Genomic DNA, 13,913 nt, shown 5'->3' with positions numbered 1-13,913 from the left:
AGGGCTACATTCGCAAACCGAACGTAGCTTGCTCAGCCCTGAGCAAGCGACCGCCCCGTATCAGCGACCGGCTCGTCAATAACGCCGCTCGCCGCCGATCCACACCGCTTCCAGGTGCGGAAACCCGCGCACCACCCGTACCCGCAGCAAATCCGCGCGCTGTCCGGCCGCCAGCGCGCCGCGGTCGTCGTAGCCGGCGGCGCGCGCGGGGGTGTGGGTCACCATCGCCACCGCGCGCGGCAGGCCGATGCTGTCCCATGCGCCGAGTTGGAAGGCCGCCAGCAGCAGGCTGCCGGGCACGTAGTCCGAGGACAGCGCATCCAATGCGCCGGCGCGCGCCAGTTCGCTCGCCGCGACGTTGCCGCTGTGCGAGCCGCCGCGTACCAGGTTCGGCGCGCCGGCCAGCACGCTCAGGCCGGCCGCGCGCGCGGCCAGGGCGGTGGCGAGATTGACCGGGAATTCGGCGATGCGCGCGCCGGCGTCGACCGCTTCGGCGATGTGGCTCAGTTCGGAATCGTCGTGGCTGGCCAGCGGCAGGCCGCGTTCGCGCGCCATCGCCAGCACGATGCGGCGGTGGCCGGCGGCGTGGCGGTGCTGCAGGTCCTGCAGATGGCGGACGTGCGCGCCGAAGCCGGCGTCGTCGCGGGCGGTGCCGTGGCGCGCGCTGTAGGCGCGGTAGCGTTCGAGGTCGTGGAACTGGCGCTGGCCCGGGGTGTGGTCCATCAGCGACAGCAGCCGCAGTTGCGGCGCGTCGAGCAGGGGCTGCAGGCGCTGCGGAAGGTCGGGGCAGGGCAGTTCGCAGCGCAGGTGCACGGCGTGTTCGATGCGCAGGCCGCCGTCCTCGCGCGCCTGCGCGAGCGCGGCCAGCACCGTCTGCGGCTCGACCGCCTGCTCGGCTTCTTCTTCGCCGACCGAGATCGCGTTGAGCGCGGTGGCGATGCCGGCGGCGAGCAGTTGCGCGTCGTGCGCGCGCACCGCCGCGGCCGCCGGCCAATGCGCGCCGGGACGCGGCAGCAGGTGTTTTTCCAGGTTGTCGGTGTGCAGTTCGACCAGGCCCGGCAGCAGGTAGTCGCCGTCGCAATCGCGCGCCGACGGCGTGCGCAGGCGGCCTTCGCCGAGTTCCCGGATGCGGCCGCCGACCACGCGCAGATGGCCGTGGACGATGCGGTCGGGCAGCACCAGGCGGGCGTTGTCGAGCAGCAGTTCGCGCGGGGACATGTCGGGCGAGGGGCAGCGAACGAGGAGAGGTTGTCACCGTCATGCAACGCCGGCGGGTTCTGATGAAGGCGGGCGCGATGCGACCTGTCTAGTGAATCAAGCGCAGATGGAGGTTGTATGACATCCCCCGCCGCGGCGAAGCGAGCCGTTGCCGAACAGGCCGCCGGCGAGCGGCCGAACCCCGTGCCGACCCCGGAGCCGAACCCGGAGCCGACCCCGGAGCCGACCCAGCGCGACGCCGCGATGCCGCTGTGGCAGCAGATCGAGACCGCGCTGCTCAAGGACATCCGCGCCGGCCTGCTCAGCGAAGGCGACAAGCTGCCGTCCGCGTTCGACCTGGCCAAGCGTTTCGGCGTCAACCGCCACACCGTGCGCCGCGCGATCGAGGCCTTGGAGGAACGCGGCTTCCTGCGCACCGAAACCGGCCGCGGCAGCTTCGTGCAGGAGCATCCGTATCACTATCCGATCGGCCGGCGCACGCGCTTCGGCAAGGCCATGCACGATCTCAACGTGGAAAGCCGGTATCGCCTGATCGAGTCCGGTACCCAGGCGCCGCCGCGGCTGGTGGCGCGTTCGCTGGGCTTGCTGGCCGGCGAGCGCGTGCACCGCGTGGTGTATTCCAGCGAGGTCGAGGGCCGCACGGTCGACCACAGCGAGGCCTGGTTTCCGGCCGCGCGCTTTCCGGGGCTGGACAAGGTGTTCGCCGACAAGCTCTCGGTGACCCGCACCCTGGCCGAGTTCGGCGTGCGCGACTACCTGCGCAAGCACACCGCGGTGATGGCGCGGCTGCCCGCGGCCGAGGTCGCGCGCGTGCTCGGCCAGTCGACGCGGCGGCCGGTGCTGTGCGTGCATTCGCTCAATGTCGATACGCAGGGCGCGCCGGTGCAGTTCGGGGTGACGTCGTTCGCCGGGGACTGGGTGCAGTTGATGGTGACCAACGAAGCTTAAGCGCGGCGGGTCCGTGTCCGGGCTCGTTGCATCCCGACTGAATCGCAACGCGGGCCAGCGGTCCCGCACGACGTCGAGCCGGCGTTGCGCTACGAGGGTTCGGGCCGTGCGCGGCGGCCAGGCTGCGCGCCACTGAACAGCGGTTTGCGGATCGTGCGCTGTTGCGCCGGATATCTCCGATTGCGATTGAAGTCCGCAGCGAATGTGATCGCTCGCGCGCTGGTTCATGTTCGCGCGCGATTTGCGCCCGCCTGCGTCGCTTCCGCTTCGGGCCCGGATCGGCAAAGCTTCCGGCAGGGGGAACAGGGAGCGGGCCGTGTCCAAGGAATCGTTCGCGCGTGGGGTGGCGCTGGCCGCGTTGCTGGCGACGCTGTGCGGCATGGCCGACGCCGGTGTAGCGGCGCCGACGGGCGCGCCGGCCTGCGCCGAGGCGGCGGCGAGCGTGCTGCCCGAGCCGGCGCAATGCCTGCGCGGATACGAACTGGATCCCGGCGGCGAAACCCCGTCGCTGCTGGCCGCGCTGTATGAGCGCAACGGCACGCTGGTGGAAAATCACCATTACGCGGAGGCCTCGCGGGTGATGGACTGCGCCGAAGCGGTGGCCGGCGCCGACCCCGCGCCGGCGGTGGCGCAGGAGCTTGCGCGCCGTCGCGGCGTGATCGAGTTCCGCCGCGAATGCCCGTTGCAGGCGCTGGACTGGTTCAAGCGCGCCCTGGCCGCGGCCGAGCGTTCGGAGAACCGCCTGGCCCAGGGCAAGAACTGGAACAACCTCGGCGCCGCGTTGCTGCGGTTGGGCGACGTGCGCGGCGCGGTGCAGGCGCAGACGCAGAGCCTGGCGCTGCTGCGCAACGTTCCCGGCGAATCCGCGCGGCCGCTGAACAACCTCGCCGAGATCTACCGCGACCAGGGCGACCTCGCCGCCGCGGTGCGCTATTACCGCCAGGCGCGCGATGCCCACCTCGCCGCCGGCAATGCGGGCGAGGCCGCGCACACGATGGAGTCGTGGGGCGCGGCGCTGCTCGACAGCGGCGACGTCGCCGGCGGCGAGGCGCTGTTGCTGCAGGCGCGCGCGCAGATGGTCCGCGACGGCAACCGCAAGTACCAGCAGCGCACCGATGCGGAACTGGCGCGCGCGGCGCTGCTGCGCGGCGATGTCGCCGCGGCTTCGCGCTGGGTCGACAGCGGCCTGGCCGCGGTCGCCGTCGCCGAGGGCGAAACCGCGCCGGCGCCGTTGCAGCTGCAGGCCGCGCGGGTGGCGCGCCTGCGCGGCCAGCCGGAAGTGGCGCGCGAGCGCGCTGGCGCCGCGTTGCGCGCGCTGGCCGCGCACGACAGCGACCGTCCGGCGCTGCTGGCGGAACTGGCCGCCGCGCACGAGGCGCTGGGCCAATGGCCGCAGGCGATGGCGGCGCTGCGCGAATCCGAGCGCGCCGCGCAGGCGCTGCGCGAGGCCCAGTACGACCGCGAGACCCGCTGGCTGCAGGTGCGTTTCGAGACCGCCGAACGCGACCGCACCATCGCCGCGCTGGCTTCGGGCAATCAGGTGCGCACGCTCGCGCTGTGGCTGACCGTGGTGTCGGCGCTGGCCGCGTTGCTGGGACTGACCGTGTTCTTCCTGCGCCGCCAGCAGCGCGCGCGGGTCGCCGAGGCGGCGCGGCGCGCGCGCCTGGACGAGGAGATCGACTACTACCGCCGCGCCGCGGCCGAGCTGGGCGTGGACCGCGCGCGCCTGCAGGCCGCGCTGGACAGCCGCGAAGACGCGGTGCTGGTGCTCGACGGCGCCGGCCAAGTGCTCGCCGCGAACCGCGCCGCCGGCGAATTGCTGCGGCCCGGCGCCGCGGAGGCTCCGGTCGGCCGCGGGTTCGGCGAGTTGCTCGGCGCCGACGACGCGCGTGGCTTCGCCCTGGCGCTGGAGCGCCTGGAGGAATCCTCGGCGCCGCAGCGGCTGGCGTTCGTCCTCGGCGGCGAACGGCTGCAAGGACAGTTGAGCGAGAGCGGTCAGGGCGAGGGCTCGCTGGTGCTCGGCCTGCAACGGGCGGCGGTCGAGCCGGCGGCGGACGCCGCGCACGACGGCGCGCACGATGGCGCGCACGACGGCGCCGGGCCGGCCGAGCCGTTGGCGCTCGAAGTCGAGCCGGCCGCTTCCGGCGACGAAGCGCTACGCCAGTCGTTCCGCCGCGCCCTGGTCGAACTCATGCTGGCGGTGGTCGAGGCGTGGGAGCGCAGCACCGGCCAGGGTCGGTTGGAGCTGGCCGAGAAGAGCCGCATCTGGCGGGTCACCGTCGACGACGGCCGGCTGCGCGCGCGCGCCATGGAGCGCTACCTGAGCCTGTCCAAGCTGCCGCGCCAGCCGCGCTGGCGCGACGTGTTGCGTTCGGGCTACTACGTGCTGGCCGAGTGCGCGCTGGAGGAACCGGTGCGCGGCGAACTGCAGCGGCACGTCGACGCGGTGCTGGCCTACACCCGCCGCAACGCGCTGGTATGAGCGGCGGCGCGGCCGGCGGCGTCATTTCGACGGCGGCGCCTCGACCGTAATGCAGATCACGCACAGGCCGCGCAGCACGACGGCGTCGGGATCCGCGGCGCGGTAGGTGTACAGCTGGTGGTGCTCGGTCTTGAGATAGGACAGCGGCGCGGTCACCTCGGCGACCGGGCGCGCGCCGCTGGCGCGCGCGTTGCCCTGCAGGCCGGCGCAGTACTCGTCGGACATGATCCGGGCGACGTGCCAGTGATCGACCTGGCCGCACGATTTGGCCGCGCTCCCGCCCAAGCCGGCCGGACACGAGCCGGGCGGCCGGCGCATCAGATCGGCGTGGAATTTGGCGACCTGGCGCGATGTGAAGGTGAATTCCGCCACCGGCTGCGTCTGCACGCCGTCGAGGTAGCACTGCGGATTGGTCTGGTGGGCGAACGCGCTGCCGGCGGTCAGGGCGGCGGCGAAGGCGATCGCGGCGAAGCCGCTGCCATGGCGGAGCATTCCTTTGGAAGTCAGGCGCATCGGTGGTTCTCCTGGGCCCATCGCGGGGAGCGCGATGTGGACCCAGCCTAGGAGCCGCGACCAACCCCGTCCAAGCAATTCGCGGGTACAAAACGGGTCGTTTTACCGCGAAGTTTGATCCCCGCCGCGCTCGCGCCGTGACCGCGAACGCACTATGCCCGCGGGTCGCGCGCGCGAGGGCCGAATCGTTCCCGCCGTGTCCCGGTTCGCACCCGGCTTGTTCCTCGCCTGCGGCGGTGCCGCGGCGCTAAATGGAGATCGCGGGCTGGTACAGACGCTGCGCAAGGCGGCAGGGACCGCCGATCCGCGCCGCGCCATCGCCGCCGTCTGCCACTCAACTCAGGGGAGGAGTTTCCGATGATTCGCCATTGGCTGGCACCGGCCGCGTTGATCGCCGCCGTCGGCCTGGGCAGCGCCGCGCCGGCCTCGGCGCGCATGCTCGGCGGCACCACCGTCATCCAGACGACCAACCCGGTGCCGTCGCCGGGCCCGTGGGGCGGCTACTACGCCTACACCGTGCACGTGCGGCGCTGGAACAACAGCACCGGGCGCTGGGATTTCCACTTCATCGCCGCCTACGAGTACGCCGATTGCCTGGCCCAGTACAACGCCATGGCCGGCCAGGGCTGGACGTACAACCCCAACCCGGGCGTGGGCCTGTGCCAGCGCCATGCCGGCTTCAGCGGCATGGCCGTGGCCAGCCCCGACGGCAACGGCCCGATCGACCGCGGCAACTGGAGCGCCGAAGCGGTGCGCCACTACGACGAAGGCGTGCGCGAACTGCGCGAGAAGTACCGCATCGGCGAGTTCATGCGCCAGCACGAACTGCTGATCGAGACGATCGAATCGATGCCCGGTTCGGTCGTGGAAGGAGGCAAGTAAGCCTCCGCGCAAGGCTCCGCGCCGCCGCGCCGTTCCGGGCCCCGCACGGGGCCGCACGGACGGAACGCGGGCGCGGCGGACGGAGCAACAGGCACAGGGAGGTGCCGCCCGCCCCGCGCCGGCCACGGATGGTCCGGCGCGGCGGTCGCCGACGCGCAGCGCGCGCGGCGTCGTGGGTGCGGACGGTTCGACGGGGGAGCCAGCGAACCGGACGGCGCGGGCCATGGCGGGTCAGGCCGCCATGGCCCGCGCATGGACTTGCCGGCGCGGCGGGGCGCCGCACCGGCGCGGGCCGCTCAGGCCGCGCGGCGCACCGCGGCGTAGCGGCCGTCGACGATTTCCTCGGCCAGGCCGAAGCTCAGGGTCATGCCGAGCCCGCCGCCGCCGACCGCGTTGACGATGGTCACGCCCGGCAGAGGTTCGGCGACGAACTCGCTGCTGCCGTCGGTGAGCTTGGGATAGATGCCGTGCCAGGTCTGCAGCGGCCGCGGCTCGCGCAGGCGCAGGAAGCCGCCGAGGTAGTCGAGCACGCGCGCATTGATCGCTTGTTCGTCGAAGGGATCGTGGGTGTGGGCGTAGGCGTGCGAATCGCCGACGGTGATCTCGCCGCGGCCGTTCTGCGCGGCCATCACGTGGATGCCCAGTTCGATCAGCTCGCCGTACTGGGCCTGGTAGCGCGCGCGCAACGGCGCCACATCGGCGGCCTGCTGGAAGCCGGCGTAATGCACCAGCGACAGCCCGCCGCACAGCGCCGCGCCCAGGCGCAGGCCGTCGTCCGGCGCCGCCAGCCGCAGCATCTGCAGCTTGCAGCGGGTCAGCGGCGCGGCGGCGTAGAGCTGCGGGAACAGTTGCTCGAATTCGGGGCCGCTGCACACGAACACGCGGTCGGCCTCGAACCGGCGCGTGCCCGAATGCGCGCGGCCGCTCTCGACCGCGGTGACCGGCGTGCGCCAGTGGAACTCGACGCCGTAGCGCTCGTGCAGATAGCCCGGCAGCGCGGCGAGGGCCTCGCGCGGATCGACCAGCAACTCGTCGCGGTTGAACAGCGCGCCGCGCAGGCCGTCGGCGACCAGCGCCGGCGACTTCGCCAGCGCCTGGTCGCGGCCGAGCAGCGCGCACGGCCGCAGCGCGCGGTTGGCCTCGGCGTACTGCGCCAACACTTCGAATTCGTCCTGCGCGTAGGCCACGTGCAGCGAGCCGCAGGGGTCGTGCCACAGCTGGGCGCCGTCGATCACCTCCTGCCAGATCGCGCGCGAGCGCAGCGCGCGCTCGTAGGCGGCGCCGTTGGTCACGCCGATCGGCCAGATCATGCCGAAGTTGCGCACCGAGGCGCCGACCGCGCGGTCGTAGCGCTCCAGCACGGTAACGCGATGGCCGCGCACGGCGAGCGCGCGGGCGATGGCCAGGCCGACGATGCCGGCGCCGACGACCAGGGCGGAATCACTGTTCTTCATTCGAGGGTGTTCTTCATGCGGGTGTTGTTCACGCGGGGCCTTGGAAGCGGTTGCCAACGGTGCGCGCGAGCGTTCGCTCAGGCGGGCGCCAGCGCCGGCGTGCGGGCATGGCGGCCGGCGCGATGGTGGAAGTACGCGGCCGACGCCAGCAGGCAGGCGCCGCCGACCACGCTCAGGGCGAGCACGATGTGGGCGAAGAACTGGGTCCACGACAGGGTCAGGCCGGAGAACTCCTTGGCCAGCAGCACCGCGACGCTGCCCAGGTAGCCGAAGGCATCGGACAGGTACATCAGGAAGCCGACGTTGCCGGCGACGCGGAAGGTCGCGATCAAACGCTCGTAGAACACGCAGTTGAACGGCACGTAGGCCAGGTACAGGCCGAAGCCGACCAGGGCCAGCCACCACAGCGGCGGCAGCGCGCCGGCGCGGAAGGCGAGGGTGGCGATGCCGGCGACCAGCAGGCCGCCGAACATCAGCGCGTGCAGCGCCATCAGCCCGCGCAGGTTGTCGCGGAACCACGTCAGCCCGGCGGTCAGCGCGAGCACGGCCAGCGCCACCGGCGTCTCGATCAACGCGAACACGCCGGCGTTGTTGCCATAACCCAGATCCGCGAACAGCTCCGCCTCGAAGTTGTCGCGGAAATCGCGCACCACGGTCAGCGCCACATAGCAGCCGATCATCAGCGCCAGCCCCGGCAGGAACCGGCGCACGAACGCGCGCCGCTCGGCGCGGGTCATCGGCAGGCGCTGGCTGCGCGCGGCGCGGTCGGCGGCGTCGGGTTCGGGCACGCGTTCGAGTAGGCGCAGCGCGATCAGCAGCGGCGGCAGGAACAGCAGGCCGGTCAGGAACGGCATCCAGAATTCGCTGACGCCCGACAGCAGCAGCCACTTGCCGACGCTCTTCACTACGCCCGAGGCCATGATGAAGCTCGAGGCCAGGATCGCGCCCATCGCCTCGGTGGTGCGGCGGCCTTCCAGGTAGCTGAAGACTAGGCCCCAAACCATGCCCAGCGGCAGGCCGTTGAGGAACAGGCAGGCGATGTTCCAGGGCGCCGGCACCAGCGCGAAGCCCAGCAGCGCCAGCCACGCGGTGCCGATCAGCGCGAGCATCAGCGGCGCGCGGCGTTCGCGGCGCAGCCCGCCGATCACGCCGATGCCGAGGAACTTGCTGCACATGTAGCCCAGGATCTGCGCCACCACCAGCCAGACCTTGTAGTCCACCTCGAGCCAGTGCTGGCCGTGGAACGACGCCGCCGCGAACGGTTTGCGGAAGGCGTACATGCTGGCGTAGGCCAGCAGCGCCGCGCCGCCGGCGAGCAGGGTCAGCTGCCACTGGCGCAGCGGCGGCGTCGCGGCGGCAGCGTTCATGCGGCGTCGTCGCGGGCGACGGCGTCGATGCCGAGCAAGGCCGGCAGTTCGAACAGCGAGTCGACGATGGCGTCGGGCGCGTAGGGTTCCAGTTCGGCGCGGGCGAAGGCGCCGGTGGTCACCGCCACCACCAGCCCGGCGCCGGCGTTGCGGCCTTCGCCGATGTCGACTTCGGTGTCGCCGATCTTGACCAGCTGGCGCGCGTCGTTCAGGCCGAAGCGGCGCAGCAGCGCCTGCACCATGTGCGGCGCGGGCCGGCCTTCGGGCACTTCGTCGCTGGCGATCAGCGCGTCGACGCGCTCGTTCCAGCCGAGCCGGGTCAGGATCGCCTCGGCGATGTCGCGCGAGAAGCCGGTGTTCAGCGCGACCTTGATGCCGTGCGCGCGCAACAGGGCGAAGGTCGATTCCGCGCCCGGCAGCGGCGCCACCCCGGGCTGTTCGCGGTAGCAGCGCAGCATGCGCTGGACGAAATCGTCGTGGATGGCCTCGATCTTGGCCGGCGTGGCCGCCGCGCCGAGCAGGCGCGCGATGGCTTCGGGCTTGCGGTAGCCCATCAGCGCCCGGCACTGCTCCGGATCGATGGGATGGCCGGCCGCGCCCATGGCGCCGACGAAGGCCTGGGCGACGAAGCCCGGGTCCGACACGGTGGTGCCGGCGATATCGAACAGGGCGAGGCGGTAGTCCATGGAAACCGGAGGCGCTGCGGAACAGGCCTCCAGCTTGGGCGCGCGGCGCAACCCGGTGATGACACGGCGGGGACAGGCGGGTGGACCTGTCTAGTGCGGCTTGACGCTGGCGCCGCGTCGCGTCGGCGTGTTTCGCGCCGGCGCCGGCTTTCCGCTACGCGACTTCTCAGCGCGGCGTCCGCGGCCCGGCGGTCGCGACGCGGCCCGCGGCCGCCGCCGCGGTTTCAGCGCGAAGCGGCGAGCTTGGCGACCAGCGCCGAGCGCAACGCGGCGACAACGGCGCGCCAGTCGTCGGCGTCGTCGGTTTCGTCCCACAACTCGCGCAGTTCCGACTCCTCGCCCAGGACGCGATCGATCGCGGCCACCGCGGCCGCGCCCAGGCCCGCGTCGGCCACGGCGGCGTGCCGCGGCAGCCAGGCGGCGAATTCCTCGTGCCAGGCCAGCGCCGGCGTCGCCGCGTCCAGCATCGACAGCACCGTTTCCGCCGCCGCCAGCGCGGTGGTGGCGTCCGGCGCGTCGAGGCAGTCGCTGGCCAGCGCTTGCGCCAGCAGCGCGCGCACCGCCGCGCTGTCGTCGGTGTCGGTCAGGTCGCCGAGCCAATCCAGGGCATCGTCGTTTTCGAACGTGCCCACGCCCCATGCGCCCATCGGTTCGCTCCTTGTGCCGGTGTGGCGGGTCAGTCGCCGAACGCCGCCCGCACCTGCGGACGCGCCAGCACGATGAAAGTGAACACGCCCAGCAGGGTGCCGAGCGGAAACGACAGGCAGGTGATCGCCGCGGTGAACTGGCACAGGCCGCGGCCGCGCCGCTGGCTCAGCCGCCGCGCGGTCATGAACTGCAAGATGCCGCTGGCCAGACTGAGCGCGACCGACAGCGCCATGACCACCATCAGCACGGTCAGGTCGCCGGCGGCGACCGAGCCGTCGTGACCGGCGCCACCGGCGCCGAGGTAGCCGAACAGCAGCACCGTGATCCCGACCGCCATCAGCAAGGCCAAGGCGCCGAGCGCGGCGAGCACGTAGTAGAAGATCGACAACAGCTTGAGATGCGATTCGTCTTCGGCGCCGAAGGCGACAGCGGGCGGGGCGGGATGGGACATGGCTCGGTCCTTGAGGAGGGTTGGGGCAGGGCGTCAGTTCGCGCCGAACAGGGCCTTGGTTTCCGGCTTGAGCAGCAGCACCAGGGCGAACACGCCCAGGATGGTGCCGAACGGCATGAACATGCAGCTCACTCCGGCGACGACCGCGCACAGCGTGTGGCTGCGGCGCTGGCGCATGCGCCGGCCGCCGAGCACCAGCAACGCGGCGAAGGCCAGGCCGCAAAGGATGAAGCCCGCGCCGAAGATCACGAACACCCAGCCGACCGCGGCCGGCGGCGGATTCGGATTGCCGGGCTGGTCGAAGGCGCCGGTGAGCATGGCGATGCCCATGCCGACATGCAGCAGCGGAAACAGCGAAAACAGCGCGGCGAACGCGGCCAGCACGTAGTAGAGGATGCCGATCAGGTCGAGCTGGTCGGCGTCCTTCGACGCGGACGCGGACGCGGGCGCGGCGTTCGGCGCGGGGGTGGGCGCGGCGGTGGGCAGGGGATCGTTCATGACGGGCGGCTCCTGTGGATGGCCGGCGGCCGGCGCGGGACCGGGCGGTCGTGCGCTCAACCGGCGCGCTTGCGCGGCCACGCCGCCAGCGATCCCAGTGTCGCAAGAAACATATCGGTGTGCGCGTCCCACACGTCGCCCTGCTGGCCGTTGTAGGACTCCGCGTCCTGCGGCGACATGGTCAGGGCGATGGCCCATTCGAACCACTCGTAGACCAGGCTGGTGCACATGATCGCCGCCACCGCCAGGACGAAGGCCTGGCCCGCGCCCAGCGCCGGCCAGCGCTGGCGGAAGTACTCGCGCAGCGGCGGCGCGAAGCAGGCGCCGTAGAGGAAGTGGATCAGGCGGTCGAAATGATTGCGCTGGAAACCCAGCGCGCGGTCCAGCGACCAGCCGCCGCTGAGCCATTGGATCCACTGGTCGTAAGGCACGTAGGAATACAGCCAGCGCGCGGCGATGCAGTGCGCGGTCATGAAGCCGCAGATGGCGAGAAAGTGCGCGTCGCGCAGCGGCCAGCGGCGGTCGTGGCGCCACAGCCAGAACAGGCCGAGCACGGTCAGCACGCTGTGCATGGCCTGTTCGAACGGGCTCTTCGGCGCGATCCAGGTGATCGCGAACACGGCCAGGACGAAGCCCAGGGCGGCTTTCTTCGGGGCGCTCATGCGTCCTTGCGCAACGGGCATGCGGACTGTTTCCTGTGATCAAGCCGGCACGCTACCGGAGTGCGGTGGGGAAGGGAACAGGCGTCGGTTGCGCGCCGCTGCGTGCGCTTCGCCGCATCGCTCGTCGCCCGCGGCGGCGCGAGCCGCGACGAGCCCGGTGCGGCACCGATGGGCCTCGCCACTGCGCCGTGGCGACAATTCTCGCCGCTGTGCGCGCGCCGAAGTCGCTCGATCAAGATCCTCGATCTCTGCGGACGCACGACCCAACCCGGCGGGTCGTCGCGCGCGTGCCGCGTGCCGGCGTGGTTTCAACTGATACCCTTCGTCCGCGACAGCCCACTGTCCGCGGTGTTCCGGGCGGACAGTCATCGAGCCGACGCTTCATCGCCGCCGCCGACGGCCGGCGTTCTCTTTATTGGAGTTCCATGGAAAACGCCCCGCCCGATGCTGTCCCCGCCTCTCACGCCGGCAAGCGGCTCGGCATCCTTGCGACCCTGTCGATCGCGACGATCTTTCCGGGCCTGCTTTTCGCCCTGCTTCGGGTCGGGCGCAACTGCGCCATCCAGGACATCTTCGCCGGCGACAACGATGCCGCCGCGCTCAAACTCTTCAGCGTGACGCTGATCTACGCCGGGGCGGCGTTGGCGTTGAGCCGCCTCAACCGGCGCCTGGGGTTCTATCCCGTGCTCGGCGCGATCCCGGTGTTGATCGGCGTGGCGGCGGTGTACGGGTTCCCGCTGGCGCTGGTGCCGGCGGGCTTACTGGCGATCGTGTCGTTTCTGATGTGGAAGGGCCGGTACCACTGCGCGCCGATCCAGAAATGGCTCGCTATCGCCCTGCTGGTTCCGGGCGCGTTCGCGGTCCTGATCATCGTTTTGAACATCCGGATGGAGCTGCTGTACCGGTTCGGATAAGGCGCTGTCCGGGAGCTTGCGCGGCGTTTGCGGATTGCGGGCGCGTGGCAACGACCGCCACGGCGCAAACGAAAAACGGCGGGCCAGGCCCGCCGTTTTTCGTATCGAAAGCGCGTCGCGCTCAGCCGATATGCACGCGCTCGCCGCCGCTGTGGCCGACCACTTCGCCGATGCGCCAGTGCGCCAGCCCGAGGCGGCGCAGGTCGGCCTCGGTCGCCGCGGCCGCTTCGTCGGGCACCACCAGCACGAAGCCGATGCCGCAGTTGAAGGTGCGCCACATCTCCTCGCGCGGCACCGCGCCTTCGCGCTGCAGCCAGTCGAACACCGGCGGCAGGGTCCAGGTGGCGGTGCGGATGTCCAGGCCCAGGCCGTCGGGGATGACGCGGATGATGTTTTCGGTCAGGCCGCCGCCGGTGATGTGGGCCATGGCGTGGATCGTGTGCTCGCCGCCGTTGCCGCGCAGCAGTTCCAGCACCGGCTTGACGTACAGCGCGGTCGGCTCCATCAGCGCGTCGATCAGGCGCACGCCGCCGACGGCGACGTCGCCCGGGCGGCCGGCGCGGTCGAAGATCCGGCGGATCAGCGAATAGCCGTTGGAGTGCGGGCCGCTGGAGGCGATGCCGATCAGCACGTCGCCGCGGCGCACGCGCGAACCGTCGAGGATCTGCGACTTCTCCACCGCGCCGACGGTGAAGCCGGCCAGGTCGTACTCGCCCGGCGGGTACATGTCGGGCATTTCCGCGGTCTCGCCGCCGATCAGCGCGCAGCCGGCCAGTTCGCAGCCGCGGGCGATGCCGCCGACCACCGCGACCGTGGTGTCCACGTCGAGCTTGCCGGTGGCGAAGTAATCGAGGAAGAACAGCGGCTCGGCGCCCTGCACCAGCACGTCGTTGACGCACATGCCGACCAGGTCGATGCCGATGGTGTCGTGGCGGTTCAACTGCTGGGCCAGCTTGAGCTTGGTGCCGACGCCGTCGGTGCCCGACACCAGCACCGGTTCGCGGTACTTGCCGGACAGGTCGAACAGCGCGCCGAACCCGCCCAGCCCGCCCATCACTTCGGGACGGAAGCTGCGCTTGACCAGCGGCTTGATCCGCTCGACCACTTCGTTGCCGGCGTCGATGTCGACGCCCGCGTCGCGGTAGGTCAGGGGCTTGGGAGAGGTGTCGGAGGAGGAAGCGGTCACGGCG

General features: G+C 71.7%; 14 protein-coding genes. 4 read left to right on the top strand and 10 right to left on the bottom strand.

Annotated elements, in window-relative coordinates:
* Positions 1-75: 75 nt before the first annotated feature.
* Positions 76-1,218 carry an alpha-D-ribose 1-methylphosphonate 5-triphosphate diphosphatase gene (locus JHW41_RS18870; protein WP_250444678.1) on the bottom strand — a complete coding sequence of 381 codons (1,143 nt, stop codon included), beginning with the start codon at positions 1,216-1,218 and terminating at the stop codon, positions 76-78.
* A 117-nt stretch (positions 1,219-1,335) separates the two neighbouring features.
* Between JHW41_RS18870 and phnF the strand changes: the two genes are divergently transcribed.
* Positions 1,336-2,166 (top strand): phosphonate metabolism transcriptional regulator PhnF, encoded by an 831-nt coding sequence (phnF, locus tag JHW41_RS18865; protein ID WP_250444676.1) that lies wholly within the window; start codon positions 1,336-1,338, stop codon positions 2,164-2,166.
* Positions 2,167-2,482: 316 nt separating this feature from the next.
* Entirely contained in the window at positions 2,483-4,648 is a 2,166-nt protein-coding gene (locus JHW41_RS18860; protein ID WP_250444674.1) for a tetratricopeptide repeat protein, read from the top strand.
* Positions 4,649-4,669: 21 nt separating this feature from the next.
* Here the strand turns inward: JHW41_RS18860 and JHW41_RS18855 are convergent, their stop codons facing one another.
* Positions 4,670-5,161 (bottom strand): hypothetical protein, encoded by a 492-nt coding sequence (locus JHW41_RS18855; RefSeq protein WP_250444672.1) that lies wholly within the window; start codon positions 5,159-5,161, stop codon positions 4,670-4,672.
* A 357-nt stretch (positions 5,162-5,518) separates the two neighbouring features.
* Here JHW41_RS18855 and JHW41_RS18850 point away from each other — a divergent pair, with 357 nt between their 5' ends.
* On the top strand, positions 5,519-6,043 hold the full coding sequence (locus tag JHW41_RS18850; protein WP_250444670.1) for a hypothetical protein: 525 nt from the start codon (positions 5,519-5,521) through the stop codon (positions 6,041-6,043).
* 296 nt (positions 6,044-6,339) lie between these two features.
* On the opposite strand, the gene JHW41_RS18845 is transcribed toward JHW41_RS18850, so the two are convergent.
* From JHW41_RS18845 to JHW41_RS18815, 7 genes are all read right to left on the bottom strand, one after another.
* Complete coding sequence (locus tag JHW41_RS18845; RefSeq protein WP_250444668.1) at positions 6,340-7,497, bottom strand: TIGR03364 family FAD-dependent oxidoreductase; 1,158 nt, start codon at positions 7,495-7,497, stop codon at positions 6,340-6,342.
* Positions 7,498-7,574: 77 nt separating this feature from the next.
* Positions 7,575-8,864, bottom strand: coding sequence for a DUF5690 family protein (locus tag JHW41_RS18840; protein WP_250444666.1), 1,290 nt, complete (start codon positions 8,862-8,864; stop codon positions 7,575-7,577).
* On the bottom strand, positions 8,861-9,550 hold the full coding sequence (locus JHW41_RS18835; RefSeq protein ID WP_250444664.1) for an HAD family hydrolase: 690 nt from the start codon (positions 9,548-9,550) through the stop codon (positions 8,861-8,863). Before JHW41_RS18835 ends, JHW41_RS18840 begins: the two co-directional genes overlap by 4 nt.
* A gap of 224 nt (positions 9,551-9,774) precedes the next feature.
* On the bottom strand, positions 9,775-10,197 hold the full coding sequence (locus tag JHW41_RS18830; RefSeq protein WP_250444663.1) for a DUF4259 domain-containing protein: 423 nt from the start codon (positions 10,195-10,197) through the stop codon (positions 9,775-9,777).
* A 29-nt stretch (positions 10,198-10,226) separates the two neighbouring features.
* A complete protein-coding gene (locus tag JHW41_RS18825) occupies positions 10,227-10,649 on the bottom strand; it encodes a hypothetical protein (protein WP_250444661.1) in 423 nt (140 codons plus the stop codon).
* A gap of 33 nt (positions 10,650-10,682) precedes the next feature.
* Positions 10,683-11,147 carry a hypothetical protein gene (locus JHW41_RS18820; RefSeq protein ID WP_057946606.1) on the bottom strand — a complete coding sequence of 155 codons (465 nt, stop codon included), beginning with the start codon at positions 11,145-11,147 and terminating at the stop codon, positions 10,683-10,685.
* A gap of 56 nt (positions 11,148-11,203) precedes the next feature.
* Entirely contained in the window at positions 11,204-11,809 is a 606-nt protein-coding gene (locus tag JHW41_RS18815; RefSeq protein WP_057946607.1) for a DUF2238 domain-containing protein, read from the bottom strand.
* 425 nt (positions 11,810-12,234) lie between these two features.
* Here JHW41_RS18815 and JHW41_RS18810 point away from each other — a divergent pair, with 425 nt between their 5' ends.
* Positions 12,235-12,723, top strand: a complete 489-nt coding sequence (locus JHW41_RS18810; protein WP_250444660.1) for a hypothetical protein — start codon at positions 12,235-12,237, stop codon at positions 12,721-12,723.
* Between the two features lie 121 nt (positions 12,724-12,844).
* Here the strand turns inward: JHW41_RS18810 and purM are convergent, their stop codons facing one another.
* A complete protein-coding gene (gene purM / locus JHW41_RS18805) occupies positions 12,845-13,909 on the bottom strand; it encodes a phosphoribosylformylglycinamidine cyclo-ligase (protein ID WP_175429129.1) in 1,065 nt (354 codons plus the stop codon).
* Between the last annotated feature and the right edge of the window lie 4 nt (positions 13,910-13,913).

The organism is Lysobacter enzymogenes, from assembly GCF_023617245.1.
Classification (GTDB): Bacteria; Pseudomonadota; Gammaproteobacteria; order Xanthomonadales; family Xanthomonadaceae; genus Lysobacter; species Lysobacter yananisis.
This window is presented reverse-complemented; position numbering and strand designations above follow the sequence as displayed.